This window comes from Roseateles sp. (assembly GCF_965229315.1).
Lineage (GTDB): Bacteria > Pseudomonadota > Gammaproteobacteria > Burkholderiales > Burkholderiaceae_C > Pelomonas.
Window position 1 is genome coordinate 1,098,396 of sequence record NZ_CBDDJA010000002.1, and the last position, 25,503, is coordinate 1,123,898.

A 25,503-nucleotide genomic window follows, 5' to 3' on the forward strand; every position below is an offset into this window, starting at 1 on the left:
ATCACAGGGAGTCCTACGATTAACCGACCGGTCGGTAGAGAAATCCCATGTCCGAACAAATGATCCAGATCGAACAGCACGGCGGCGTCTGCCTGCTGCGCCTGAATCGCCCCGAGGCGCTGAATGCGTTCACGTCGGCCCTGCTGGTCCAGCTCCGCCAGGCGCTGGAAGCCGCCGCGATTGACGCGCAGACGCGCTGCGTGCTGCTCACCGGCGCCGGCCGCGCCTTCAGCGCCGGCCAGGACCTGGCCGACCCGCATGTGGCGCCCAGCCGCGACCCGGGCGCGGCTCCCAAGGACATCGGCCACATGCTGGACCAGTACTACATCCCGCTGGCGCTGCGGCTGCGCAGCATGCCGGTGCCGGTGGTGGCCGCCGTCAACGGCGTGGCCGCGGGCGCGGGCGCCAACATGGCGCTGGGCTGCGACATCGTGCTGGCGGCGGAGGGAGCCAGTTTCATCCAGGCGTTTTCCCGGATCGGGCTGCTGCCCGACTGCGGCGGCACCTGGCTGCTGCCGCGCCTCGTGGGCCGCGCCAAGGCGCTGGAGCTGGCGCTGCTGGGCGACAAGCTCAAGGCCGTGGACGCCCAGGCGCTCGGTCTGATCGCGCGTGTCGTGCCCGACGCCGAACTGCAGGGCGCCGCGATGGCGCTGGCGCAGAAGCTGGCCGGCATGCCCACCCGCGCGCTGGTCGAGACGCGCCGCGCGATCGACGAGGCTTTGAAGCTCGACTACGAGACCGCGCTGAAGCGCGAGGCGGCGCTGCAGAGCCAGTTGGGCTTTGCGCACGACTACCTGGAAGGCGTGGCCGCGTTCATGGACAAGCGCCAGCCTGAGTTCAAGGACCGCTGATGGACGCGCAAGCCATTGCCGAGAAGGTCCGCGACGTGATGTTCGCGGACGACGCCGCCAGCCGCATGCTGGGGCTGCAGATCACCGAGGTCTCGCCCGGCCGCGCGGTGGCGACGATGACGGTGCGTGCCGACATGCTGAACGGCTTCGCGATCTGCCATGGCGGGTTGATCGCCACGCTGGCCGACTCGGCGTTCGCGTTCGCCTGCAACAGCCGCAACGCGCTGACGGTGGCGTCGGGCTTCGGCATCGACATCCTGAAGAGCGCCCAATTGAATGACGTCTTGACGGCGACGGCGGAGGAGACATCCCTGGCCGGCCGCACGGGGCTGTACGACATCACGGTGAAGAACCAGAACGGCGACCTGATCGCCATGTTCCGTGGCCGTTCGTACCGTCTGGGTGAAAGAAAGGTGTTTGAAGCATGACCGTGAAAGCCCCCCGCCCCGGTGACCTCGACCCCATCGAGACCGCCAGCCGCGACGAACTGCAGGCGCTGCAACTGGAGCGCCTGCGCTGGAGCCTGCAGCACGCCTACGACCACGTGCCGCACTACAAGGCGACGTTCGACGCGAAGGGCGTGCACCCGTCGGACCTGAAGACGCTGGCCGATCTCGCCAAGTTCCCGTTCACGACCAAGCACGACCTGCGCGCGAACTACCCGTTCGGCATGTTCGCGATGCCGCGCGAGAAGATGGCGCGCATCCATGCGTCGTCCGGCACCACGGGCAAGCCGACCGTCGTCGGCTACACGCTCAAGGACATCGACCACTGGGCCAACCTCGTCGCGCGTTCCATCCGCGCCGCGGGCGGCCGTGCGGGCGACCTGGTGCACGTGGCCTACGGCTACGGCCTGTTCACCGGCGGCCTGGGCGCGCACTACGGCGCCGAGCGGCTGGGCTGCACCGTCATCCCGATGAGCGGCGGCCAGACTGAGAAGCAGGTGCAGCTCATCACCGACTTCAAGCCCGACATCATCATGGTGACGCCCAGCTACATGCAGGTGCTGGTGGAGGAGTTCACGCGCCAGGGGCTGGATGCGCGCGAGTCGTCGCTGAAGGTCGGCATCTTCGGCGCCGAGCCGTGGACTGAGGCGATGCGCCGTGACATCGAGGCCAGCGCCGGCATCGACGCGGTGGACATCTACGGGCTGTCCGAAGTGATGGGCCCGGGTGTCGCCAGCGAATGCGTGGAGAGCAAGGACGGCCCGGTCATCTGGGAAGACCATTTCTACCCGGAGATCATCGACCCCGAGACCGGCGAGGTGCTGCCGGACGGTTCGGAGGGCGAACTGGTGTTCACGTCGCTGTCCAAGGAAGCGATGCCCGTCGTCCGCTACCGCACGCGTGACCTGACGCGCCTGCTGCCGCCCACCTCACGCGCCATGCGCCGCATGGGCAAGATCGTCGGCCGCAGCGACGACATGCTCATCATCCGCGGCGTCAACCTGTTCCCGACGCAGGTCGAGGAGCTGGTGCTGCAGGAAAAGGGCCTCGGCGGCCAGTACCAGCTGGTGGTCAGCCGCGACGGCCACATGGACGAACTGGTCATCCGCTGCGAGCTGGCGCTGGGCGCGACCGACGACGGCATCGCCAAGCGCCTGTCCGAGCGCATCAAGAACCTGATCGGCGTGACGGCGCGCATCAGCGTCGAGCCCAACGAATCCATCGAGCGCACGCTGGTCGGCAAGGCCCGCCGCGTCGTGGATCAACGCAAAAAATGAGACCACCCCCTACGCGCTTCGCGCGCCCCCTTCGAGGGGGCACCACCAGCAGCCCGGCAAAGCCGGTTCTGCGGTGGTCGCTCGGTCAATGCATTTAGGAGCCTGCACATGTATACGCAAGCAATGGATTTGATGGCCCGCGAGGCCAAGCCGAAAGTGGTCAAGAGCGCCGAGGACCTGCAGCGCGAGGAGGCCTTCGAAGCCCGCATAGCCGCCGGCGAGTTCATCGAGGCCAAGGACTGGATGCCCGAGCACTACCGCAAGACGCTGGTGCGCCAGATCAGCCAGCATGCGCACAGCGAGATCGTCGGCATGCTGCCCGAGGGCAACTGGATCACGCGCGCGCCGACACTCAAGCGCAAGGCGATTCTTCTCGCCAAGGTGCAGGACGAGGGCGGTCACGGCCTGTACCTCTACGCCGCCGCCGAGACGCTGGGCACCAGCCGTGACGAGATGACCGAGGCGCTGCTGTCGGGCAAGGCCAAGTACAGCTCCATCTTCAACTACCCGACGCTGACCTGGGCCGACATCGGCGTCATCGGCTGGCTGGTGGATGGCGCGGCCATCATGAACCAGGTGCCGCTGTGCCGCTGCTCGTATGCGCCGTATGCGCGGGCCATGATCCGCGTCTGCCGCGAAGAGAGCTTCCACCAGCGCCAGGGCTATGAGAGCCTGCTGACGATGATGACCCACGGCATCGCGGCGCAGAAGGCCATGGTGCAGGACGCCGTGAACCGCTGGTGGTGGCCGTCGCTGATGATGTTCGGCCCGGCGGACAAAGATTCGCCCAACTCCGAGCAGAGCATGCGCTGGGGCATCAAGCGCGTGACCAACGACCAGCTGCGCCAGAAGTTCGTCGACGCGACCATTCCGCAGGCCGACATCCTCGGCGTGACGGTGCCGGACCCGGCGCTGAAGTGGAACGCCGAGCGCGATGCGTACGACTTCGGCGAGATCGACTGGCGCGAGTTCTGGGCCGTGGTGGGCGGCGAGGGCCCCTGCAACCGCGAGCGCCTGGCCGCCCGCAACAAGGCCTGGGACGACGGCGCCTGGGTGCGCGATGCGGCGCTGGCCCACGCACGCAAGCAAGCCACCAGGGCCCAAGCGGCCTGAGGAAGAACAAGATGAGCAATCCGAAGAACGAATGGCCGCTGTGGGAAGTGTTCGTGCGCAGCAAGGCGGGGCTGGACCACAAGCACTGCGGCAGCCTGCACGCGGCCGATTCGGCCATGGCCATCCAGATGGCGCGCGACGTCTACACGCGCCGCCAGGAAGGCACCAGCATCTGGGTCGTGCGCTCCGAGCAGATCGTCGCCAGCGACCCGGCCGAAAAGGGCAGCCTGTTCGACCCGGCCGACGACAAGGTGTATCGCCATCCGACGTTCTATGAACTGCCGGACGAACTGAACCACATGTAAGGACGGACCACCCCCTACTCGCTTCGCGAGCCCCCTCAAGGGGGCGACTCCAACAGCCCGGCAAAGCCGGTTCTGTGGAGTCCGCTGAGTCAGACACCACTTGCCGCGAGTTGAACTGCGAACCCCATATGGCCGATCCCAAATTTGTTTATGTCTTGCGTTTGGCGGACACCTGCCTCATCCACAGCCAGCGGCTGTCCGAATGGGCCGGCCACGCGCCGGTGCTGGAAGAAGACCTGGCGCTGTCCAACATCGCGCTGGACCTGCTGGGCCAGGCGCGGGCGCTGCTGACCCACGCCGGCCAGCTCGAAGGCGCCGGTCGTGATGAAGACCAGCTCGCCTTCCTGCGCGAGGAGCGGGACTACCGCAACGTCGTGCTCGTGGAGCTGCCCAACGCGGCGTCCAGCCCGAGCGACGGCGGCGGCGGGCGCGACTTCGCGCTGACGACGCTGCGCAACGCGGCGATGGCGAGCTGGCTGGAACTGCTGTACGAGCGCCTGCAGACCAGCGCCGACGCCGAGCTGGCCGGCATCGCTGCCAAGTCGCTGAAGGAAGTGCGCTACCACCGCCAGCACAGCAGCGACTGGGTCGTGCGGCTGGGCGACGGCACCGAGGAATCCCAGCGGCGCATGCAGGCGGCCCTGCACCTGCTGTGGCCGTACTTCAACGAGTTGTTCGCGGCTGAAGGCGTGGACGGCGTCGGCCCCGCGTGGCGCGAGCTGGAGCCCGAATGGCGCGCCCGCTGGGCCACGCTGATGCAGCAGGCCACCCTCACGCTGCCGCGCGACAGCGCCATGCAGCCGCGCGGCATCGACGGCATCCACAGCGAGCACATGGGCCACATGCTGGGCACCATGCAGCACCTGCAGCGCACCTATCCCGCAGGCGTGTGGTGAATCTGGACAGCGCCCGAGCCAAGCTCGCCACCGTGCCCGACCCCGAGATCCCGGCGGTCAGCCTGGTGGAGCTGGGCATCGTGCGCGAGCTGCGCGCGACGGCCTCGGGCGTCGAGGTGGTGCTGACGCCCACCTACAGCGGCTGCCCCGCCACCGAACTGATCGCCGACGACGTGCGCGCCGCGCTGGCCGAATTCGGCGATGTGACAGTGACGATGCAGCGCGCGCCCGCGTGGAGCACCGACTGGATCACGCCCGAGGGCCGCGAAAAGCTGCAGCAGTACGGCATCGTGCCGCCGCAATGCAGCGGCGAGCAGGCCATCCGCGTCGTGCCGCGCCTACGCTGCCCGCGTTGCGACAGCAGCAGCACGCAGCAGCTGTCCCGCTTTGGTTCCACCGCCTGCAAGTCCACGTGGCGCTGCATCGAGTGCCTAGAACCTTTCGAATACTTCAAGCCGATTTGAGCCCGACGATGGCCCTCCACTTCCACCCTCTGCGCGTCACTTCCGTCGAGCGCGACACCGAAGACGCCATGGTCGTCGGCTTCGAGCCGCCCGCCGACGGCTTCGGCTTCGAGCCCGGGCAGTACCTGACGCTGCGCGCCAATGTCGGCGGCCAGGAACTGCGCCGCAGCTATTCGATCTGCTCGGACCGTCGCCTGCAGGTCGGCATCCGCCGCGTCGACGGCGGCGCGTTCTCCAACTGGGTGCATGGCGAGCTGAAGGTCGGCGACATCATCGAGTCCTACCCGCCGCAAGGCCGCTTCGTCATGCCGGCCGCGCAGGCCGACGGTCGCCATGTGCTGTTCATCGCCGGTGGCTCGGGCATCACGCCCATCATCGCCATCCTGACAGCGCTGCTGGCGCGCGAGCCCACCGCCCGCGCGACGCTGATCTACGCCAACCGCCGCACCGCGTCGACGATGTTCAAGGAAGAACTCGAAGACCTGAAGAACCGCTTCATGACGCGGCTGTCGCTGCACCTCATCTTCAGCCGTGAAGTCGTGGACGCGCCGCTGTACGGCGGCCGGCTGGACGCCGGCAAGCTCAGTGCCTTCCTGGCCGGCCCGGTGCCGGCGGGCAGCGTGGACGAGGTGTTCGTCTGCGGCCCGTTCGAGATGAACGACCAGGCCGAGGCCGCGCTGCTGGGTGCCGGCATCCCGGCCGGGCGCATCCACATCGAGCGCTTCGGCACGCCCGAGACGATGGCGGGCAAGCCCGTGCCGCACGAGGTCAAGGCCGGTGACGCGCCCGAGGCGCGCGTGACCGTCATCCGCGACGGGCTGTCGCGCGAGATCGAATTCCTGTCCAGCGACCCCAGCCTGCTCGACGCCGCGGCGCGTGAAGGCATGGACGTGCCGTTCTCCTGCAAGAGCGGCGTGTGCTCCACCTGCCGCTGCAAGCTGGTGGCGGGCCGGGTGCGCATGGACAAGAACTTCGCGCTCGACAAGGACGAAGTCGCCGCCGGCTTCATCCTCAGCTGCCAGGCGCATCCGCTGACCGAGCGGGTCGTCATCTCTTTCGACGAACGCTGAGAATGAAGCCCCTCGTCCAAGGATTACCTTGGCCGGTCCCCCGAGGGGACGGCGATGTTTGCGGCATTGAGCCGCAAACACATCGCCGGCGCGTGCCGGCTCGGGAGCGGCCCGGCGCTCGGCACGCAAAAGATCACCACTGACATGGCCAGAAAACGCGCGCCCGGTTTCGAAGCCCAACGCGAGGACATCCTCGCCGCCGCCGCACGGCTGTTCGCCGAGCAGGGCTTCAGTGCCACGTCCATGAACCAGGTCGCCGAGGCCTGCGGCGTGGCCAAGCCCACGCTGTACCACTACGTCCAGGACAAGCAGGCGCTGCTGGCGCAGATCTGCGACGGCCACGTGCATGCGCTGCTGACGCTGGTGGAGGAGACGAAGGCGCTGCAGCTCGCGCCCGACGAGCAACTGCGCACGCTGATCGAGCGCTTCACGCGCGCCTATGCCGATGCGCAGGACCAGCACCGCGTGCTGACCAGCGAGATCAAGTTCCTCGACATGGCCGAGCGTGAGCGGCTGCTGGACGTGGAGCGCCGCGTGGTGGCCGAGTTCGCTGCGGCGCTGTGCGGCGTGCGGCCCGAGCTGCGCGACGCCGGGCTTCACAAGCCGCTGACCATGCTGCTGTTTGGCATGATCAACTGGACCTTCACCTGGCTGCGGCCGGGGGGCGAGCTGTCCCACGATGCCCTCGCAGCCCTGGTCAGCGATCTGTTCTTTGGCGGTCTGGGTGCGGTGCAGTTGCGCCAGCCCGCCCTCGTTCCATAACCCCAACGGAGACCACCACGATGAAACTGTTCAAGCACCTCGCCCTTGCCGCCGCCGCCAGCCTGGCCCTGGGCGCCCAGGCCGACATCAACGTCGGCGTGACCGTCTCTGCCACCGGCCCGGCCGCGTCGCTGGGCATCCCCGAGAAGAACACCATCGCGTTGATGCCGACGACCATCGGCGGCCAGAAGGTCAACTACATCGTCCTGGACGACGCCTCCGACACGACGACAGCCGTCGCCAACACGCGCAAGTTCATCACCGAGAACAAGGTTGACGTCGTCATCGGCTCGACCGTCACGCCCAACTCGCTGGCCATGATCGACGCCGTGTCCGAGAGCGGCACGCCGATGATCTCGATGGCCGCCTCGGCGCGCATCGTCGAGCCCATGGACGCGAAGAAGAAGTGGGTCTTCAAGACACCGCAGAACGACATCATGATGACGCTGGCCATCATGACCCACATGGCCGACAACGGCGTCAAGACCGTGGGCTTCATCGGTTTTGCCGATGCCTACGGTGAAGGCTGGTGGGGCGAGTTCCAGAAGATCGCCGCGACCAAGAAGCTCAACGTCGTCGCGAGCGAACGTTACAACCGCACGGACACGTCCGTCACCGGCCAGGTGCTCAAGCTCGTGGCTGCCAAGCCCGACGCCATCCTCATCGCCGGCTCCGGCACGCCCGCCGCGCTGCCGCAGAAGGCGCTCAAGGAGCGCGGCTACACCGGCAAGATCTACCAGACGCATGGCGTCGCCAACAACGACTTCCTGCGCGTGGGCGGCAAGGACGTGGAAGGCACGCTGCTGCCTTCGGGCCCGGTGCTGGTCGCCGCCCAGCTGCCGGCCGACCACCCGGTGAAGAAGAGCGCGTTGGACTACATCGCCAAGTACGAAGCCGCGAACGGCAAGGGCAGCGTGTCCACCTTCGGCGGCCATGCCTGGGACGCCGGCCTGCTGCTGGCCGCCGCCGCGCCCGAAGCGCTGAAGAAGGCCCAGCCCGGCACGCCGGCCTTCCGCGCGGCGCTGCGTGATGCGCTGGAGAACGTGAAGAACGTGGCCGGCGCGCACGGCGTGTTCAACATGTCGCCGCAGGACCACCTGGGCCTGGACCAGCGCGCCCGCGTGATGGTCACCATCAAGGACGGCGCCTGGGTGTTGATCAAGTAAGCGCTGGGCCGCGGCGCCCGCCGCGGCCCCCAGCCGCCCCGTGCCGGGGCGGCTTGTCGAACGGCCGGCCTGGTGCGCGGCCCTGAGGATTTCAGATGGCAGTTTCCACACTCCAGAGCTACATCGCCGGCCGCTGGGTCGGCGAGCGAGCGGCCAAGCCGCTGGCCAGCGCAATCAACGGCCGCGTCGTCGCCTACACGCACGAGGAGGGCCTGGACTTCGCCGAGGCCATGAGCTTCGCGCGCGGCACCGCGCTGCCCCGCCTGCTGCGCACGCACTTCCAGGACCGCGCCCGCGTGCTGAAGGCGCTGGCCACCTACCTGATGGAGCGCAAGGAGCAGCTCTACGCGATCAGCGCCCACACCGGCTCCACGCGCAGCGACTCGTGGATCGACATCGAAGGCGGCATCGGCACCTTGTTCGCGTACGCCTCCATCGGCGGCAAGGACCTGCCCAGCAGCAACGTGCTGCATGAGGGCCCGACCATGCGGCTGGGCGCCAACAACCACTTCATCGGCAGCCATGTGATGGTGCCCAAGCGCGGCGTCGCGCTGCACATCAACGCCTTCAACTTCCCCATGTGGGGCATGCTGGAGAAGTTCGCGCCCAGCTTCCTGGCCGGCATGCCTTGCCTGGTCAAGCCCGCCACGGCGACGAGTTATGTGGCCGAGGCTTGCGTGCGGCTCATCGTCGAGTCCGGCTTGGTGCCGGTCGGCGCGCTGCAGCTCATCGTCGGCGGCACGGGCGACCTGTTTGAGCGGCTGGATGAATCCGATGTCGTCACCTTCACCGGCAGTGCCGACACCGCGCTGATGCTGAAGGCTCACCCCAACCTGCTCAAGAAGAGCATCCCCTTCAACGCGGAAGCGGACAGCCTGAACTGCGCCATCCTCGCGCCCGACGTGACGCCGGACGATCCGGAATTCGACCTCTTCGTCAAGGAAGTGGCCCGCGAGATGACGGCCAAGGCCGGCCAGAAATGCACGGCCATCCGCCGCACCATCGTGCCGGCCAACCTCGTCGATGCCGTCGCCACGGCGCTGAAGGCGCGACTGTCCAAGACGGTGGTGGGCGACCCCGCCGTCGAGGGCGTGCGCATGGGCGCGCTGGCCAGCAAGGCGCAGCAGGCCGATGTGGCCGAGCGCGTCGCGCAACTGGCACAGAACTGCGAGCTGCTGTTCAGCGAGCGTGATGGCTTCGCGCCCAAGGGCGAGGGCGTCGGCGACGGCGCCTTCTTTGCGCCCACGCTGCTGCTGGCGCGCGACTCCGCCACCAGCGACGCCCATCACCTGGAAGCCTTCGGCCCGGTGACGACGCTGCTGCCCTACGGTGATTTCGACGAGGCGCTGCACCTGGCGACGCTCGGCCGCGGCAGCCTGGTCGGCACCATTTGCACGAAGACCCCGGCGCTGGCCGCGCAGGCCGTGCCGACCTTCGCGGCCTGGCATGGCCGCATGCTGGTGCTGGACCGCGAGGCGGCGCTGGAGAACACCGGCCACGGCTCGCCTCTCCCGAAGCTCAAGCATGGCGGCCCCGGCCGCGCGGGCGGCGGCGAAGAACTGGGCGGCCTGCGTGCCGTCAAGCACTACCTGCAGCGCTGCGCGGTGCAGGGCTCGCCGACGATGATCTCGGCCATCACCGGCGAGTACCAGCGCGGCGGCGTCGTCACCGAGAGCGACATCCACCCGTTCCGCCGCTACTTCGAGGACGTCGAGGTCGGCATGAGCCTGCTGACGCACCGCCGCACGGTGGGCGAGGCCGACATCGTCGCGTTCGGCGGCCTGTCGGGCGACTACTTCTACATGCACTTCGACGACGTGGCGGCCAAGGCCTCGCCCTTCGGCCAGCGCATCGCCCACGGCTACTTCGTGCTGTCGGCCGCCGCTGGCCTGTTCGTCAGCCCGGCGCCGGGCCCGGTGCTCGCGAACTACGGCCTGGAGAACCTGCGCTTCGTGACGCCGGTCGCCATCGGCGACACCATCCAGGCGCGCCTGACCGCCAAACGCAAGATCGACCGCCCGCCGCGCGACGACCAGCCAGCCCAGGGTGTCATCGGCTGGGACGTGGCCGTGACCAACCAGCGCGGCGAGCTGTGCGCGAGCTACGAGATCCTGACGCTGGTGGCCAAGCGGGTGGCGGGCTGATGGATGCCGGCAAGGCCCGCGAACTCGCGCTGGCCTTGCCCGGTGCGGTCGAGACACCGCACCACGACCTGACCTCGTTCCGACTGCCTGGCGCAAAAGCTGGAACGACGGGCCGCATCTTCGCCACGATGACGCCGGACGGTGCCGAGCTGCGCGTGTTCATCCGGAACGACGATGCCCGCGACGCATGGATTGCCCGCGAGGCGGGTGTGGTCGAGCCGTTGTTCTGGGGCGCCAAGCGCTGCGGCGTGAAGCTGCGACTGGCGAAGGCCAGGCCCGGCTGGGTCGCTGAACTGCTGGCCGAAGCCTGGCGCGACCTGGGTGGCCGCTGAAGCTCAGCGCGCCAGCGTGCCTTCGCCGCCCGCTGTGGCCTCGGCCTTCAGGTCCGCACGGCGGGCGCCGGTGAAGCGCTTGGACCAGTACGAATCGCGCATGTCCTCCACGCGCACGGCGCTGCCGGTGCGGGGGGCGTGGATGAACTTGCCCTCGCCGACGTAGATGCCCACGTGGCTGAATGTGGCGCGCATGGTGTTGAAGAACACCAGGTCGCCGGGCTTGAGCTCGTCCTTGCGGATGGGCAGCAGCGTGCTGGACTTGGCCTGTTCATCGGCGCGGCGCGGCAGCACCAGGCCCACGCTCATCTCGAAGATATGGCGCGTGAAGCCGCTGCAGTCGAAGCCGTTCTCCACCGAGTTGCCGCCGCGCGTGTAGCGCACGCCCAGGAAGTTCATCGCCGACAGCACGAGGTCGGACGCCGTGTCGCGCACGCTGCTCAGCAGCCGCGACGGGCCGCTGGGCTCGGCGGCGTTCAACAGGCCGCGCTCGCTGAGGAAGCGGCTGACGGCGTCCTGCGTCGGCGCCTGCTGGACCGGCGCGGGCTGGGCCGTCGTCTTTGCGGAGGCCTTTGCTTCGGCGCTGGCCTGCTGCTGCAGGCTCTGGCCATAGGCGCCCATCATCGTGCCGGGCGGCGGGTTCACGGCAGCCTGGGCCACGCCCTGCGCATGCGCGGCGCAACCGGCGGCCAGGAGGCACACGGCGGCGATGCGATTCAGCAGGGCGACGGGGGAAACCAGGTGCATTCGGGAGAACGGGGACCGGGACCAGGAGCGAGCCGCAAGCGGTCGCGATAGCGGAGGTGGGACAGCGGCACGCAGGGTATTTGGGGGACCTGGCACCGTCAATCGAAGCGGGCGTAAAGCATGTAATTATCAGGGCAAACCCCGGCATGACCGACGAAGAAGTCCGCGTAAACCCTGAATTGCATCACGTCGCCCGGGTCAGATCGCAGTCAGTGCCCCTGCTCACACTTCCCTCATGACGCAGACCTACGCCGATTTCCACCGCCGCTCCTTGACCGACCGCGACGCCTTCTGGGCCGAGCAGGCCGCACGCATCGACTGGCAGACGCCGCCGCAGCAGATCTGCGATGCGAGCCGGCCGCCGTTTGCGCGCTGGTTCGTGGGCGGCACCACCAACCTGTGCCACAACGCCGTGGACCGGCACGCCGCCGCGCGGCCCGAGGACCGCGCGCTGGTGTGGGTCTCCACCGAGGTGGGCCAGGAGCGGGTGTACAGCTTCGCCGAGTTGCTGGCCGAGGTCGAGGCCTTTGCCGCCATCCTCGCCGCGCAGGGCGTGGTGCAGGGCGACCGCGTGCTGATCTACATGCCCATGATCCCCGAGGCGGCGTTTGCCATGCTGGCCTGTGCGCGCATCGGCGCCATCCATTCGGTCGTGTTCGGCGGCTTCGCGTCGGTGAGCCTGGCCAGCCGCATCGACGATGCCGGCCCGAAGCTGATCGTCAGCGCCGATGCCGGCAGCCGCGGCGGCAAGCGCATCGCCTACAAGCCACTGCTCGACGAGGCCATCGCGCTGTCCACGCACCATCCCGCCGCCGTGCTGATGGTGGACCGCGGCCTCGTGGCGTTCGAGCGTGTGGCCGGGCGCGACCTGGACTATGCCGACCTGCGCCGCCGGTACTGGGGCCAGCGCGTGCCCTGCGCCTGGCTGGAGTCCAACACGCCGAGCTACACGCTCTACACCAGCGGCACGACCGGCAAGCCCAAGGGCGTGCAGCGCGACGTGGGCGGGTACGCGGTGGCGCTGGCCACGAGCATGGACTGGATCTTCGGCGGCAAGCCCGGCGAGACCTATTTCTCCACCAGCGACATCGGCTGGGTCGTGGGGCACAGCTACATCGTCTACGGCCCGCTCATCCACGGCATGGCGACGCTGATGTTCGAGGGCACGCCGGTCAACCCTGACGCCGCGGTGCTGTGGCGCCTGGTCGAGAAGTACCGGGTCACGGTGATGTTCAGCGCGCCCACCGCCGTGCGCGTGCTGAAGAAGCACGACGCGGCGCTGCTCAAGCGCCATGACCTGTCTTCCTTGCGCGCGCTGTTCCTGGCCGGCGAGCCGCTGGACGAGCCCACCGTGCGCTGGATCGCGGAGGCCTTGGGCGTGCCCATCATCGACAACTACTGGCAGACCGAGACCGGCTGGCCGCTGCTGACGGTGGCGCATCACATCCCCGGCGTGCAGGCCGTGCCCACGCGCTTCGGCTCGCCCGGCGTGCCCATGTATGGCTACGACGTGAAGTTGCTGGACGAGATCAGCGGCGCCGAGCTGACAGAGCCCGACCAGAAGGGCGTGCTGGTCATCGAGCATCCGCTGCCGCCGGGCGCGCTGCAGACGGTGTGGCGCGACGACGCACGCTTCGTCGACACCTACTGGAAGAGCGTGCCGGGGCGTGACCAGGCCCCGGTCTACTCCACCTTCGACTGGGCCACGCGCGATGCGGACGGCTACACCTTCATCCTCGGCCGCACGGATGACGTCATCAACGTGGCCGGCCACCGCCTGGGCACGCGCGAGATCGAGGAAAGCATCTCCAGCCATGCGGCCGTGGCCGAGGTCGCCGTGGTGGGCGTGGCCGACGCGCTCAAGGGCCAGGTCGCCGTCGCCTTCGCCGTGTTGCGCGACCCCGGCCAGGCCTCGCTGGCGCTGGAGGGCGAGGTCATGAAGCATGTCGACGCGCAACTGGGCGCCGTGGCGCGGCCGGCGCGGGTGCACTTCGTGACGCTGTTGCCCAAGACCCGCTCCGGCAAGCTGCTGCGCCGCGCGCTGCAGGCCGTGGCCGAGGGCCGCGACCCCGGCGACCTGACGACGCTGGACGACCCGACCGCGCTGGCGCAGGTCAAGGCGCTGCTGGGCATGGCGAACGGCTGAGCGGCATTCGCACGCCAGAATCGCGCCCTTCCCACAAGGAGACGCGATGAAACCCGTCCTGACCCCGTTGGCCGTGCTGGCCCTGACCTTCGCTGCCGCGACCGCACAGGCGCAGCCCAAGCTGCCCGCTCCCAACTTCCCGACCTTCGGCGCCGTGGCCGATGTCGACACCGCCTGCGATACCGGGCTGAAAGGTGCGAAACAGCGCGTGCAGGCGCTGGAGAAGCGCCGCGTCGACGCCGGCTGGCTGGCTGCCTACGACGACCTGACGGTCTACCTCGAAGACCACCAGGGCCCGACCGACTTCGTCCTCAACGTGCATCCGGACAAGGCCGTGCGCGACGCCGCGCAGGCCTGCTCGCTGCGCTGGGCCGACTTCGCCTCCAGCCTGGGCCAGAACGAGAAGCTCTACCGCGCGCTGCGCAAGGCGCCCAAGAAGGACGGCATCGACGCCGAGTTCGTGCGTCTGGCCTCGGGCCAGTTCGAAGACAGCGGCGTGGCGCTGCCTGCGCCTAAGCGTGCGCGCGCCAAGCAGATCCTGGACAAGCTGACCGAACTGGACCAGCAGTTCAACAAGAACATCCGTGACGCCGGCACGCGCGTCGCCTTCACCGAGGCCGAACTCAAGGGCGTGCCCGCCGGCGTCTGGGAAACCGCCAAGCGCGACGACCAGGGCCGCATCCTGCTGGGCGTGGACTACCCGAGCTACGTGCCCGTCATGCGCAGCGCCGAGAGCGGCGAGGCGCGCCAGCGCATGTGGCTGGCCAAGACCAACGAGGGCGGCCAGCCCAACCTGGACCTGCTGGCGCAGATCGCGACGCTGCGCGGCGAGTACGCCAGGCTGTTCGGCTACGACAACTACGTGGACTTCAACCTGCGCCGCCAGATGGCCAGGGACGGTGCGACGGCGACCCGCTTCCTCGACTCCGTGACCGGCGCCGTGAATGCCCGCGAGAAGGCCGAGCTGCGGGAGCTGCGCGCCGCCAAGGCCCAGCATCTCGGCACGCAGCTGGAGCTGACCCAGGTGGAGCGCTGGGACGCCACGTTCTACGGCGAGCGCGTGAAGCTGCAGAAGTTCAGCGTCGACCAGAACGCCTTCCGTCCCTACTTCCCGCCGCAGGCCAGCCTGCAGTTCGCGATGCACATCATCGAGAAGCTGATGGGCGTGAAGTACGAGCGCGTCACCAACCCGCTCTGGCACGACGAAGCCCAGACCTATGTCGTCAGCGACGTGGCCACGGGCAAGGCCATCGCGCAGATGTACGTGGACCTGTACCCGCGCGACGGCAAGTACAACCACGCGGCGGTCTGGCCGCTGCGCGGCAGCGCCACGCGCGTCGCCCGCACGCCGGTGGCGGCGCTGGTCGTCAACTTCGACCGCGACGGGCTGACGCTGGACGAGGTGGAGACGCTGCTGCACGAGCTGGGCCATGCGGTGCACGTGAACCTGTCCAAGACCCGCTACGCGGCCACGTCGGGCACGACGGTCATGCACGACTTCGTCGAGGCGCCGTCGCAGATGCTGGAGGACTGGGTCTACGACAAGAACGTGCTCAAGCTGATGCAGGAGGTCTGCCCCACCTGCAAGCCCGTGCCCGACGAGATGGTGGACCAGGCGCTCGCCGCCAAGCACTACGGCAAGGGCGGCCAGTTCGGCCGCCAGCACCTGTACGCGAGCTACGACCTGGCGCTGCACCAAAGCGCCAAGCCCGAGCCGCTGCCGCTGTGGGCCCGCATGGAAGGCACGACACCGCTGGGCTACGTGCCCGGCACGATGTTCCCCGCCGGCTTCGCCCACATCGCCGGCGGCTACGGCGCGGGCTATTACGGCTACCTGTGGAGCCTGGTGGTCGCCATGGACCTGCGCACCGCGTTTGCGGCCGACAAGCTCAGCCCGGAGGTGGGCAAGCGCTACCGCGACCTGGTGCTGGGGCAGGGCGCGCAGAAGCCGGCGCCGTTGCTGGTCAAGGACTTCCTGGGTCGTGAATCGAACTCGCAGGCGTTCTTTGACTATCTGAAGAAGTAATTTGTTGGGTGGGGTGGGGCGCAGGAGGTCGGGTGGGCCTGATGCTCCATGTCCCCCGGCCGCTGCGCGGCCTCCTCCTTTACTTGCGCATCAGGCCCACCCGCCCTCCTGCTTGCGCGGCGTCCGGTTTCTAGGACGAGGCCGTCCGGTAGATGGCCGGGTTGCGGGGGTGTGCAATTGCGCAGGTCAAGGAGGAGGGCCGGCTTGCCGGCCCGGGGGACACGGAGCAATTGCACACCGCCGCGGGCCGACCCAGCCGAATCGTGGCGTCAGCTTGCGCAGCTACCCGACCCGCAACTTTGGCTGGCGCCCTCGGCCGCTACCTCGCGGCACTCGCCGGTCGCCGGGTCGAAACCGCGCTGCGCCATCGTGAACACCAGGGCTGCGTCCATCATCTCGGCATGCTGCGGAAACCACCCGGCCAGCTCCGTGCGCAGGATGTTCAGCGGCTCGCGGTCGTTCAGCTCGTTGGCATAGCGCAGCGCCTCGCGCATCACGTTCAGCACCATCGCGTGCTGGCTGGCGTGGCAGTTCTGCGGCTCGAAGCCGCAGCGGGCCATCCAGTCCTCCTCCATCGCGAAGTGCGCCTCGGTGTGGGCCAGCAGCGCCTGGTAGGCGGGCAGGGCGTCGCCGCCGCCATCCAGCGCGGCGCCGAAGGCGTTCAGCAGGTCGACGAACTCGTGGTGGGTGGTGTCCAGCGTGGGCTGGTTCAACGTGAGGGAATCGGTCCAGGCGAGCGTGGTCATGGCGCAATGCTAGGCAGGCGGTGATGCAGGTGTCTTGACAGGGCTCAAGCCAGGCGAGCGCGGTGGCGTTCGACTTGGGCTCGCACCTGCGCCGGCGCGGTGCCGCCCAGCACATTGCGGGCGTTCAGTGAACCTTCGAGTGACAGCACGTCGAACACATCCGCCTCGACGCGCGCGTCGAACGCCTTCAGTTCGTCCAGCGACAACGCCGCCAGGTCCACGCCCTGGGCCGTCGCCGTCTTCACCGCATGCGCAACGACCTCATGCGCGTCGCGGAAGGCGACACCCTTCTTGACAAGGTAGTCGGCCAGATCGGTCGCGGTCGCGTGGCCCTTCAGCGCGGCAGCGCGCATGGCGTCGGGCTTGACGGTCAGGCCGGCCAGCATGTCGGCAAAGATGCGCAGCGTGTCCTTCAAGGTGTCGACCGTGTCGAACAAGGGTTCCTTGTCCTCCTGGTTGTCCTTGTTGTAGGCCAGCGGCTGGCCCTTCATCAAGGTCACCAGACCCATCAGATGGCCCACGACGCGGCCCGTCTTGCCGCGCGCCAGCTCGGGCACGTCCGGGTTCTTCTTCTGCGGCATGATGCTTGATCCGGTGCAGAACGCATCGGGCAGCGCGATGAAGCCGAAGTTCTGGCTCATCCACAGGATCAGCTCCTCCGACAGCCGCGAGATGTGCAGCATGACCAGCGTGGCGGCTGCACTGAATTCGATGGCGAAGTCCCGGTCGCTGACGGCGTCCAGGCTGTTCTGGCATACGCCCTCCATGCCCAGCGTCCTGGCGACGCGCTCGCGGTCCAGCGGGTAGCTGGTGCCGGCCAGTGCGGCCGCGCCCAGCGGCAGGCGGTTCACGCGCTTGCGGGTGTCAGCCATGCGCTCGGCATCGCGGGCGAACATCTCCACATAGGCCAGCAGGTGGTGGCCGAAGCTGACCGGCTGCGCCACCTGCAGATGCGTGAAGCCGGGGAGGATCACGTCCGCATGCTCGCTGGCCTTCTCGACCATCACGCTTTGCAGCGCCTTGAGCAGCGCGCCGATCTCGTCGATCTCGCCGCGCAGCCACAGCCGCACGTCGGTGGCCACCTGGTCGTTGCGGCTGCGGCCGGTGTGCAGGCGCTTGCCGGCGATACCCACGCGCTCGGTCAGCCGTGCCTCGATGTTCAGGTGCACGTCCTCCAGGTCCAGCTTCCACTCAAACTGGCCGGCCTCGATCTCGGCGGCGATCTCGTTCAGGCCGCGCTGGATGGCGGCATGGTCCTCGGCGCTGAGGATGCCCTGCGCGGCCAGCATCTCCGCGTGGGCCAGGCTGCCGGCGATGTCGGCCCGCCACAGGCGCTGGTCGAAGTCGACGCTGGCCGTGTAGCGCTTGACCAGATCGCTCATCGGCTCGGAAAACAGCGCGGACCAGGCTTGGGATTTGTTGGCGAGTTGGTTGTCGGACATGGGAAGAATCACGGCAGGAGACGCGCAAAATGCGGCGCAGCCCCCGATTATCGGACGCGACCCAGCCCCATGCCCTTCTTCAAGCGCCGCGCCGAGCCCCGACACAGCGTCTGGCAAGACTCCATCCAGGTCAGCCAGTGGCTGGGCTTCGCGCCGACCGAACTGCCCGCGCTGCCGGCGCTGAGCACCGTGCCGCTGCTGGACCCGACCCGCGCCTTCGACGTCTGCCACGTGGGCCTGGTGCTGCGGGCCGTGCTGGGCGTGCAGATGCTGCTGGCGCTGGGCGCGGCGCTGATCGCGCGCGACGCCGGGCAGTGGGTCACGCTGACCGCCAACGGCACGGTCGTGACGATGTTCGCCGTGCTGTCCTGGCTGCTGGTCGTCTGCGCGGCCAAGCGGCTTTGGCCGCGGCTGCCCGAGCCCGCGCAATGGCTGGCGCTGCCCGGGCTGGGGGCGGTCGCCGCGCTGCTGGGTTTCGGGCTGTTGAGCCTGACGAGCGACGAGCCGCCCGGCGCCTGGCGGCTGTTCAGCATCGCCGCGGCCGGCGCCAGCGGTGCGGCCATGCTGCTGGCCTGGCTGAAGCTGCGCGAACACACGCAGCGCCCGGCCGACGCGTTGGCCCAGCTCGTGGAACTGCAGTCGCGCATCCGGCCGCATTTCCTGTTCAACACGTTGAACAGCGCCATCGCGCTGGTGCAGATCGACCCGGCACGCGCCGAGGGCGTGCTGGAGGACCTGGCCGAGCTGTTCCGCGTCGCGCTGGCCGACGCGGCCGAGTCCGTCACGCTGGCCGAGGAGGTGGAGCTGGCCAAGCGCTACCTCGCCATCGAGCAAATCCGCTTCGGCAGGCGGCTGCGTGTCGTCTGGCACCTGGACCCCGAGGCCGATGGCGCGCGCGTGCCGCCGCTGCTGCTGCAGCCGCTGGTGGAGAACGCCGTGCGCCACGGCGTGGAGCCCAATGACGAGGGGGGCGAACTGGAGGTGACCACCGTGCGGCGCGGGGCCGAGGTCGAGATCCGCATCATCAACACCGTCGGTGCGCCGGCACGCACCACCGGCCATGGCCTGGCACTGCGCAACGTGCGGCAGCGGCTGAAGCTGATGCACGACGTCGCGGCGCGTTTTGACATCGACGCCAGTGACAGCCGCTTTTTCTTGCGCATACTCGTGCCGTTATGACCTCGCTGCGCGTTTTCATCGTCGACGACGAACCTCTGGCCAGGCTGCGGCTGCGCGGCCTCATCGACGCCATCCAGGAGCCGCGCTGCGAGGTCGTCGCCGAGGCCGCCACCGGCTCCCAGGCTGCCACCTGGCTGCGCGAGCATGGCTGCGACGTCGTGCTGCTGGACGTGCAGATGCCTGGCGCCGACGGCCTGCAGTTCGCCGACGGCCTGGCCCAGCGCCCGCCGGGCGTGCCGGCGCCGCTGATCATCTTCGTGACGGCGCATGCCATGCACGCGGTGCGCGCCTTCGAGCTGGAGGCGCTGGACTACCTCACCAAGCCCGTGCGCCGCGAGCGCCTGCAAGCCGCGCTGGCGCGCGCGGCGCAGCGCCTGGCCGAGCGCGCTGCGGCCCAGGCGCAGCAGCCGGCCGACCAGCCGGTGGCCTCGGACGCCGCCGCGGACTTCATCGCGCTGAGCGACCGCGGCCGCGTGCTGCGCGTGCCGCTGGCCGAGGTGCTGTACTTCAAGGCCGAGCTGAAGTACCTGACGCTGCGCACGGCGGGCGAGACGCATGTGATGGACGGCGCGCTGTCGGACCTGGAGCAGCGCTTCGGCGAGCGCTTCCTGCGCGTGCACCGCAATGCGCTGGTGGCCCGCTGGGCCGTGCGCGAGCTGCAGCGGCATGCGCCGACGAACTTCGGCGAGCTGGACGGCGGCGATGGCGAGGCGGCCGACAGTTGGGCCGTGCGCGTCGTGCACGTCGACGAATGGCTGGCCGTGTCGCGGCGCCAGGTGGCCGCGGTGCGCGAGGCGTTGGCGGGGCAGGGGCGGTGACCGCATGACGCTGCGGATCCGTTCATGAGGCGCGCCGTACGCTGGGCGGTCGCCGGAGCGGCGGTGCTGGTGGCCGGGGCGCTGGCGTGGTGGCTGATGCCGCGCGAGACGCCGCTGGCGCCCGTTGCGCCAATGCCTGCCGTCGTTGCGGCACCGCTGCCGATGCCGCCCGCCAGTGCGCCCAGTGCGGTCGTCGCCGTGGCGGCCGTCGTGCCGCCGGTGCGTGCCGCTGCGCCGCCGGACAAGGAATTCGTCGAGGTCTGCGGCATTGGCAAGGTGAGGCGCAGCGAGCTGGGGCCGCCCGAGGGCGAGCCCACGCCGGCATGGATGCAGGCCATGGACAAGCGGGTCCAGCAGGGCTTGTCCGATCTGGCTCGACGGCTGGATGCCGGCACACAGGCCCAGCGCGTGGCCGCCGCCGTGTTGCGGGACGACGTGCAGCAGGCGGCTCTGCTGGCGGTTTCGGGCAGCGATGCCGATGCCTATCGGATCGCGCTGCGCGCCTGCCGCAAGAACGCGAACCTGCGCCAAGCTTTGCCCATGCTGCGCAAGTATCGCGATGCTGCTGCGGTCAGCGGTGGCGAGATGGCGCCGTTGCCCGAGTCCGGGCCCGAGCCCACGGCCTGCGACTCGTTGAGCCTCGGCAGGCTGGAAGCCCTGGATGACAACGACGCCTGGCCCTGGCTGGTGCGGCTGAATGAAAGCATGGGGCGCAAGGATGCGCAGGGTGCCGCCGAAGCGTTGCACCAGCTGGGCCGGCGCGACTGGCGCCCGGTGCGCACGGCGCTGGTAGGCGCGGTGACAGCGCCCATGTTCGGCGACGAACCGACCCCGGACGATGCCATGGTGATGACGATGGTGATGGGCTTCGACGCCGGCCTGAGCGACGGCGAGTCGGCCGACATCGAGCAGGCCTGCAGGGCCGACATGTTGAAGGATGCCAACCGTCGTCAGCTGTGCGAGCAGGCCGCGCGTCGCATGCCGGGCATGACATTCGCGCCGGATGATGCGAGAAAGCTGCATGTGCTGGAGGAGCGACTGGGCCTGCCCCACAGTCCCCAGGCCATCTCGGACGAGGAATTGAACCGCGTCAGGGCGGTGCTCGAAGCCGCGATGCTCGGCATGGTGCAGGAGCCCACCTGCGCGAATGTCCAGCGCATGGGCCAGCACTATCTGAAACTGGTACGCCATGGCGTGCGTGCGTACACCACCGAGGCGAAAAGAGAGGCCGCAGCCTTCGCACCCCGCTGAACCGCACGCTGTAGGCCCGCGCCTACCCCCACGCCTCCCTGGAACCGATAGCTGCCGTCACACGCCCGGCCTAGGCTGTGCGCCATCCCTATAACGGAGTGCGCCATGAAGCCCTCGATGCATCTTTCCGCCACCCTCATGGCCTGCCTGCTGGCGGCCGTGCCGCCGTTCCTGGCCGACGCCGCGTCAGCCCAGGGCAGCCGCCAGACGGCCCCCGCGCCGCTGCGCGTGACGGGCTTCGACGTGGAGCAGGTGGACCGGCTGGAGCCGGGCGTCGACCTCAACTTCACCGTCTGGGGCACGGCGGGTGCGACGGTGCTGGTGCAGATCGACGGCGGCCGCCGCACGGTGCAGCTGGCCGAGACGACGCCGGGCCGCTACCAGGGCAGCTACACGGTGAGCCGCCAGGATCGCATCGGGCCGGAGTCGCGCGTGCACGCCAACCTGCGGCGCGACAACCGTGTCGCCACGGCCGTGCTGGGCGAGGCCTTGCAGGCGGGCTGGCCCAGCCAGGCGGCGGCCGCGCAGGCGCCGGCCATCCAGTCGGTCGCCGTCTCGCGCGAGCCGGGCCGTGTGGAGGCGTTGCGCTACACGGTGCGTGGCACGCCGGGCGGCCAGGCGTCGGTGCAACTGCAGGGCAGCCAGTCGCGCAACATCGTGCTGGACGAGGTGCGCCCGGGCGAGTACTCCGGCACCTACGTGCTGCCGCAGGGCGCCTGGGTGGACACCGAGCAGCCGCTCGTCGCGCAACTGCGCGTGGGCAACAACACCGTGCGCTCGACGATGGCGAACGCCTATGAGCGCGTGAACGTCAGTTCCCGCCGCGGCCCGCCGCCGTGCCCGGACTGCGCTGTCGTGCAGTCGGTCAATGCGGTGACGGTGGACGGTGACGGCCGCGTGCTGGGCACGGTGGCCGGTGGCGTGCTGGGCGCCGTGGTGGGCAGCCAGTTCGGCAAGGGCGATGGCCGCACGGCCGCCGGCGTGGCCGGCGCGGTGGGCGGTGCGCTGCTGGGCCGAGAGATCCAGAAGCGCAACAGCCAGCGCACGCAGTACGAGGTGCTGGTGCGCATGAACGACGGCACGCAGCGCACCGTGGTGTATGCGGATCCGCCGCCGTTCCGCAACGGCGATGCCGTGCGGGTGGTCGGCGACGCGTTGGAGCGTCGCTGAACTGTTAGCCCCTCGTCCAACGGGTACGTTGGTCGGTCCCCCGAGGGGACGGCGATGCTTGCCGGTTCGACCGGCAAGCACATCGCCAGCGCGGGCCGGCTAGGGAGCGGCCCGTCGCTCGGCCCGCCAATCAATGTCCGGTCAGCCTGTATTGCGCAGGCCCGCCGCAATGCCGTTGATCGACAGGTGGATGCCGCGCTGCACGCGCTCCATCGCCGGGTCGTCGTCGGCGATGCGGCGGTAGCGGCGCATCAGCTCCACCTGCAGGTGGTTCAGCGGGTCGATGTACGGGAAGCGGTGCTCGATGGAGCGCGCCAGCGACGGGTTGGCGGCCAGGCGGGTGTCTTCGCCGGTGATGAGGCTGAGCGCGGCCTGCGTGCGGTCGAACTCGGCGCGGATCGCCGCGAAGATGCGCTTGCCCAGCTTCTTGTCTTCCACCAGCTCCACGTAGCGCTCGGCCAGCGTCAGGTCCGTCTTGGCCAGCACCATGTCGAGGTTGGACAGCACCGCGCGGAAGAACGGCCAGTCCTTGAGCATGCGCTTGAGCAGCTTCAGGTGCTTGGCGCGCTGCGCGGGCTCGTCGCCGAGGAAGGTCTCGATGCCCGAGCCGAAGCCGCACCAGCCGGGCAGCGCCACGCGCGCCTGGCCCCAGGAGAAGCCCCAGGGGATGGCGCGCAGGTCTTCGATGGCGCGCGTGGCCTTGCGTGACGCGGGCCGCGAGCCGATGTTGAGTTCCGCGATCTCGCGGATGGGTGTGCTGGCGAAGAAGTAGTCGGCAAAGCCCGGCGTGTCGTAGACGAGGCCGCGGTAGGCTGCGAAGCTCGCGTCCGATAGCGCCTGCGCGGCCTGCAGGAAGCTCTTGGGCGCGCTCTGCGTCGGGTGCAGCAGCGTGGCCTCCAGCGTGGCGGCCACCAGCGTCTCCAGGTTGCGCCGGCCGATCTCCGGGTGGGCGTACTTGGAGGCGATAACCTCGCCCTGCTCGGTCAGGCGGATCTGGCCGTTCACGGTGCCCGGGGGCTGGGCCAGGATGGCCTGGTAGCTGGGGCCGCCGCCGCGGCCCACGGTGCCGCCGCGGCCATGGAACAGGCGCAACGTCAGCGGCCCCTGCTCGCGCAGTCGGTCGAACAGCTCGACGAGGGCGATCTCGGCGCGGTACAGCTCCCAGGACGACGTGAACATGCCGCCGTCCTTGTTGCTGTCCGAGTAGCCCAGCATGATGTCCTGCTCGGCGCCGCTGCGGTCGATCAGGCCGCGCACGCCGGGCAGCGCGTAGAACTCGCCCATGATCTCAGGCGCGATGCGCAGGTCGCCGATGGTCTCGAACAGCGGCACGATGATGAGGTCGCTGATGGCTTGTTCGGAGAGCACCCCGCGCAGCAAGCCGGTCTCTTTGAGCAGCAGCGCCACCTCTAGCAGGTCCGACACCGACTCCGTGTGGCTGATGATGTAGTGCCGCAGCGCCTGCCGGCCGAAGCGGGCCAGCGCCTCGCGGGCGGCTTCGAAGGTGGCGATCTCGAACAGCGTCTTGTCCGAATAGCTCGCGCCGATGACGCGCAGCGGGCGCGCGTCGTTCAGCAGGCCCAGCAGCAGCGTGCGCTTGGCCGCCTCGTCCAGTGCCGAGTAGTCGGCCTCGATGCGCGCCGTGGCCAGCAGTTCGGCGATGACCGCCTCGTGCTGGTCGCTGCTCTGGCGCAGGTCCAGCGTCGCGAGGTGGAAGCCGAACACCTGCACCGCGCGGATCAGCGGCCCCAGGCGCGGCGCGACCAGCGCCTCGGCGTGGTGGCCCTTCAGCGACGCCTCGATGGTGCGCAGGTCCGCTAGCAGTTCGCCCGAATCGCGGTAGGGGTCCTGCGGTGCGACGGCATGGCGCAGCGCCTCGGTGCCGGTCAGCTCGTGCAGCGTGGCGGCCAGGCGGGCGTACATGCCGGTCAGCGCGCGGCGGTAGGGCTCGTCCAGGCGGTGCACGTTCTGGTCGGGGCTGCGCTCGGCCAGGGTCTGCATGTCGGGCGACACACCGGTCAGCCGCAGCGAGATGGACAGGTCCGCACCCAGCTCGTGCAGCTCGGTCAGGTAGTGGCGCAGCGCCACCTCGGATTGGCGCTTCATCGCCTGGCGCAGCGTCGCGGCGCCGACGTTGGGGTTGCCGTCGCGGTCGCCGCCTATCCAGTTGCCCATGCGCAGGAAGGCCGGCAGCGTCGCGCCGGGCAGGTGCTCTTCCAGCTCGGCGTAGAGCTTGGGGATCTGGCGCAGGAAGGTGGACTGGTAGTACGACAGTGCATTCTCGATCTCGTCGGCCACCGTCAGCTTGGAGTAGCGCAGCATGCGGGTCTGCCACAGCTGCGTGATGCGGGCGCGCAGCAGCGCCTCGGTGTCGCGCAGCTCGCGCTCCGTGCCGGCGCGGTCGCGCGATTCCAGCAGGCCGGCAATGGCGCGCTCGGCGTCCAGGATGCTCTTGCGCTGCACCTCGGTCGGGTGGGCCGTCAGCACCGGCGAGATGAAGCCGCGCTGCAGCACCTCGGCGATCTCGGCCGGGCGGATGCCGGCGTCGTGCAGGTGGTCCAGGCAGTAGGCCAGCGAGCCGGGCTGCACGCTGCCGGCGCGCTCGTGCACCTCGCGGCGGCGGACGTGGTGGCGGTCCTCGGCGATGTTGGCCAGGTGCGAGAAATAGCTGAACGCACGGATGACGCTGACGGCCTGCTCGCCGGACAGGCCCTTGAGCAGCTTGTCGAAGCGCTTGCCGGCCTCCTTGTCATGCTTGTGCCGGTAGGCCACCGACAGCTGGCGGATGCGCTCGACCAGCTCGTAGGCCTCGCGCCCCTCCTGTTCGCGGATCACCTCGCCGAGGATGCGGCCGAGCAGCCGGATGTCGGCCAGCAGCGGCTCGTTCTTGTCGACTTTCGCTTCGACGGCTGGGCGGCGGGCAGGGGCGGCTCGTGAGGGCATGGCGGGTCGTCCAAGGAGGGGATTTGCGGCGGGTTAGGTAACTGAGTTACCAGAATCTGACTCTAGCAGTTTCTTCCTCCGGGCTCACTTCCGGCAACCCCTTGCAACACGGTTCATGAACGGCGCTGCACTCGGCGGCGGCAACGTGCTTCGACCGCCGCGAAGCGCACGTTGCGAAAGTACGGCGCCGTGCGTTCGCCTGCAGCAAC

Annotated in this window: 22 protein-coding genes; 18 read left to right on the plus strand and 4 right to left on the minus strand. The window is 69.3% G+C overall.

What is annotated here, in order from left to right; all coding sequences use genetic code 11:
• Positions 1–47: 47 nt before the first annotated feature.
• The 12 genes from ACO07H_RS09860 to ACO07H_RS09915 all read left to right on the plus strand — a co-directional run bounded on the left by ACO07H_RS09860 (position 48) and on the right by ACO07H_RS09915 (position 10,826).
• Entirely contained in the window at positions 48–851 is an 804-nt protein-coding gene (locus ACO07H_RS09860) for an enoyl-CoA hydratase-related protein (protein WP_422013570.1), read from the plus strand.
• Positions 851–1,279: a hydroxyphenylacetyl-CoA thioesterase PaaI gene (paaI, locus tag ACO07H_RS09865; RefSeq protein WP_422013572.1), complete on the plus strand. Its 429-nt coding sequence runs from the start codon at positions 851–853 to the stop codon at positions 1,277–1,279. Before ACO07H_RS09860 ends, paaI begins: the two co-directional genes overlap by 1 nt.
• Positions 1,276–2,574 (plus strand): phenylacetate--CoA ligase PaaK, encoded by a 1,299-nt coding sequence (gene paaK / locus ACO07H_RS09870; RefSeq protein ID WP_422013574.1) that lies wholly within the window; start codon positions 1,276–1,278, stop codon positions 2,572–2,574. The genes paaI and paaK overlap by 4 nt, the downstream gene beginning before the upstream one ends.
• 108 nt (positions 2,575–2,682) lie before the next feature.
• Entirely contained in the window at positions 2,683–3,687 is a 1,005-nt protein-coding gene (paaA, locus tag ACO07H_RS09875) for a 1,2-phenylacetyl-CoA epoxidase subunit PaaA (protein ID WP_422013576.1), read from the plus strand.
• Between the two features lie 11 nt (positions 3,688–3,698).
• Positions 3,699–3,992 carry a 1,2-phenylacetyl-CoA epoxidase subunit PaaB gene (paaB, locus tag ACO07H_RS09880; RefSeq protein ID WP_422013578.1) on the plus strand — a complete coding sequence of 98 codons (294 nt, stop codon included), beginning with the start codon at positions 3,699–3,701 and terminating at the stop codon, positions 3,990–3,992.
• Positions 3,993–4,120: 128 nt separating this feature from the next.
• Positions 4,121–4,888, plus strand: coding sequence for a 1,2-phenylacetyl-CoA epoxidase subunit PaaC (gene paaC / locus ACO07H_RS09885; RefSeq protein ID WP_422013580.1), 768 nt, complete (start codon positions 4,121–4,123; stop codon positions 4,886–4,888).
• Positions 4,885–5,352: a 1,2-phenylacetyl-CoA epoxidase subunit PaaD gene (gene paaD / locus ACO07H_RS09890; protein WP_422013582.1), complete on the plus strand. Its 468-nt coding sequence runs from the start codon at positions 4,885–4,887 to the stop codon at positions 5,350–5,352. The genes paaC and paaD overlap by 4 nt, the downstream gene beginning before the upstream one ends.
• 8 nt (positions 5,353–5,360) lie before the next feature.
• A complete protein-coding gene (paaE, locus tag ACO07H_RS09895) occupies positions 5,361–6,422 on the plus strand; it encodes a 1,2-phenylacetyl-CoA epoxidase subunit PaaE (RefSeq protein ID WP_422013584.1) in 1,062 nt (353 codons plus the stop codon).
• A gap of 144 nt (positions 6,423–6,566) precedes the next feature.
• Positions 6,567–7,184, plus strand: a complete 618-nt coding sequence (locus tag ACO07H_RS09900; protein ID WP_422013586.1) for a TetR/AcrR family transcriptional regulator — start codon at positions 6,567–6,569, stop codon at positions 7,182–7,184.
• Positions 7,185–7,204: 20 nt separating this feature from the next.
• Positions 7,205–8,350: an ABC transporter substrate-binding protein gene (locus ACO07H_RS09905; RefSeq protein WP_422013588.1), complete on the plus strand. Its 1,146-nt coding sequence runs from the start codon at positions 7,205–7,207 to the stop codon at positions 8,348–8,350.
• Between the two features lie 95 nt (positions 8,351–8,445).
• On the plus strand, positions 8,446–10,494 hold the full coding sequence (gene paaZ / locus ACO07H_RS09910; RefSeq protein ID WP_422013590.1) for a phenylacetic acid degradation bifunctional protein PaaZ: 2,049 nt from the start codon (positions 8,446–8,448) through the stop codon (positions 10,492–10,494).
• Positions 10,494–10,826, plus strand: coding sequence for an MmcQ/YjbR family DNA-binding protein (locus tag ACO07H_RS09915; protein ID WP_422013592.1), 333 nt, complete (start codon positions 10,494–10,496; stop codon positions 10,824–10,826). Before paaZ ends, ACO07H_RS09915 begins: the two co-directional genes overlap by 1 nt.
• Before the next feature lie 3 nt (positions 10,827–10,829).
• Here the strand turns inward: ACO07H_RS09915 and ACO07H_RS09920 are convergent, their stop codons facing one another.
• Positions 10,830–11,573: a C40 family peptidase gene (locus ACO07H_RS09920; protein ID WP_422013594.1), complete on the minus strand. Its 744-nt coding sequence runs from the start codon at positions 11,571–11,573 to the stop codon at positions 10,830–10,832.
• A 235-nt stretch (positions 11,574–11,808) separates the two neighbouring features.
• Here ACO07H_RS09920 and ACO07H_RS09925 point away from each other — a divergent pair, with 235 nt between their 5' ends.
• Positions 11,809–13,719: a propionate--CoA ligase gene (locus tag ACO07H_RS09925; protein ID WP_422013596.1), complete on the plus strand. Its 1,911-nt coding sequence runs from the start codon at positions 11,809–11,811 to the stop codon at positions 13,717–13,719.
• Positions 13,720–13,765: 46 nt separating this feature from the next.
• Positions 13,766–15,745 (plus strand): M3 family metallopeptidase, encoded by a 1,980-nt coding sequence (locus ACO07H_RS09930; protein WP_422013598.1) that lies wholly within the window; start codon positions 13,766–13,768, stop codon positions 15,743–15,745.
• 269 nt (positions 15,746–16,014) lie between these two features.
• On the opposite strand, the gene ACO07H_RS09935 is transcribed toward ACO07H_RS09930, so the two are convergent.
• On the minus strand, positions 16,015–16,491 hold the full coding sequence (locus ACO07H_RS09935) for a hemerythrin domain-containing protein (protein WP_422013600.1): 477 nt from the start codon (positions 16,489–16,491) through the stop codon (positions 16,015–16,017).
• Between the two features lie 44 nt (positions 16,492–16,535).
• A complete protein-coding gene (gene argH / locus ACO07H_RS09940; protein ID WP_422013602.1) occupies positions 16,536–17,933 on the minus strand; it encodes an argininosuccinate lyase in 1,398 nt (465 codons plus the stop codon).
• Between the two features lie 69 nt (positions 17,934–18,002).
• Here argH and ACO07H_RS09945 point away from each other — a divergent pair, with 69 nt between their 5' ends.
• From ACO07H_RS09945 to ACO07H_RS09960, 4 genes are all read left to right on the plus strand, one after another.
• Complete coding sequence (locus ACO07H_RS09945) at positions 18,003–19,112, plus strand: sensor histidine kinase (RefSeq protein ID WP_422013604.1); 1,110 nt, start codon at positions 18,003–18,005, stop codon at positions 19,110–19,112.
• Positions 19,109–19,930, plus strand: coding sequence for a LytR/AlgR family response regulator transcription factor (locus ACO07H_RS09950; protein WP_422013606.1), 822 nt, complete (start codon positions 19,109–19,111; stop codon positions 19,928–19,930). The genes ACO07H_RS09945 and ACO07H_RS09950 overlap by 4 nt, the downstream gene beginning before the upstream one ends.
• A 198-nt stretch (positions 19,931–20,128) precedes the next feature.
• Positions 20,129–21,181, plus strand: coding sequence for a hypothetical protein (locus ACO07H_RS09955; protein ID WP_422013608.1), 1,053 nt, complete (start codon positions 20,129–20,131; stop codon positions 21,179–21,181).
• A gap of 105 nt (positions 21,182–21,286) precedes the next feature.
• Positions 21,287–22,351 carry a glycine zipper 2TM domain-containing protein gene (locus tag ACO07H_RS09960; protein ID WP_422013610.1) on the plus strand — a complete coding sequence of 355 codons (1,065 nt, stop codon included), beginning with the start codon at positions 21,287–21,289 and terminating at the stop codon, positions 22,349–22,351.
• Positions 22,352–22,492: 141 nt separating this feature from the next.
• On the opposite strand, the gene ppc is transcribed toward ACO07H_RS09960, so the two are convergent.
• Positions 22,493–25,294, minus strand: coding sequence for a phosphoenolpyruvate carboxylase (gene ppc, locus ACO07H_RS09965; protein ID WP_422013612.1), 2,802 nt, complete (start codon positions 25,292–25,294; stop codon positions 22,493–22,495).
• Between the last annotated feature and the right edge of the window lie 209 nt (positions 25,295–25,503).

Coding starts and splice junctions, on each gene's coding strand:
- ACO07H_RS09860 (WP_422013570.1), top strand. CDS start 48: ATGTCCGAACAAATGATCCAGATCGAACAGCACGGCGGCGTCTGCCTG.
- paaI (WP_422013572.1), top strand. CDS start 851: ATGGACGCGCAAGCCATTGCCGAGAAGGTCCGCGACGTGATGTTCGCG.
- paaK (WP_422013574.1), top strand. CDS start 1,276: ATGACCGTGAAAGCCCCCCGCCCCGGTGACCTCGACCCCATCGAGACC.
- paaA (WP_422013576.1), top strand. CDS start 2,683: ATGTATACGCAAGCAATGGATTTGATGGCCCGCGAGGCCAAGCCGAAA.
- paaB (WP_422013578.1), top strand. CDS start 3,699: ATGAGCAATCCGAAGAACGAATGGCCGCTGTGGGAAGTGTTCGTGCGC.
- paaC (WP_422013580.1), top strand. CDS start 4,121: ATGGCCGATCCCAAATTTGTTTATGTCTTGCGTTTGGCGGACACCTGC.
- paaE (WP_422013584.1), top strand. CDS start 5,361: ATGGCCCTCCACTTCCACCCTCTGCGCGTCACTTCCGTCGAGCGCGAC.
- ACO07H_RS09900 (WP_422013586.1), top strand. CDS start 6,567: ATGGCCAGAAAACGCGCGCCCGGTTTCGAAGCCCAACGCGAGGACATC.
- ACO07H_RS09905 (WP_422013588.1), top strand. CDS start 7,205: ATGAAACTGTTCAAGCACCTCGCCCTTGCCGCCGCCGCCAGCCTGGCC.
- paaZ (WP_422013590.1), top strand. CDS start 8,446: ATGGCAGTTTCCACACTCCAGAGCTACATCGCCGGCCGCTGGGTCGGC.
- ACO07H_RS09915 (WP_422013592.1), top strand. CDS start 10,494: ATGGATGCCGGCAAGGCCCGCGAACTCGCGCTGGCCTTGCCCGGTGCG.
- ACO07H_RS09920 (WP_422013594.1), bottom strand. CDS start 11,573: ATGCACCTGGTTTCCCCCGTCGCCCTGCTGAATCGCATCGCCGCCGTG.
- ACO07H_RS09925 (WP_422013596.1), top strand. CDS start 11,809: ATGACGCAGACCTACGCCGATTTCCACCGCCGCTCCTTGACCGACCGC.
- ACO07H_RS09930 (WP_422013598.1), top strand. CDS start 13,766: ATGAAACCCGTCCTGACCCCGTTGGCCGTGCTGGCCCTGACCTTCGCT.
- ACO07H_RS09935 (WP_422013600.1), bottom strand. CDS start 16,491: ATGACCACGCTCGCCTGGACCGATTCCCTCACGTTGAACCAGCCCACG.
- argH (WP_422013602.1), bottom strand. CDS start 17,933: ATGTCCGACAACCAACTCGCCAACAAATCCCAAGCCTGGTCCGCGCTG.
- ACO07H_RS09945 (WP_422013604.1), top strand. CDS start 18,003: ATGCCCTTCTTCAAGCGCCGCGCCGAGCCCCGACACAGCGTCTGGCAA.
- ACO07H_RS09950 (WP_422013606.1), top strand. CDS start 19,109: ATGACCTCGCTGCGCGTTTTCATCGTCGACGACGAACCTCTGGCCAGG.
- ACO07H_RS09960 (WP_422013610.1), top strand. CDS start 21,287: ATGAAGCCCTCGATGCATCTTTCCGCCACCCTCATGGCCTGCCTGCTG.
- ppc (WP_422013612.1), bottom strand. CDS start 25,294: ATGCCCTCACGAGCCGCCCCTGCCCGCCGCCCAGCCGTCGAAGCGAAA.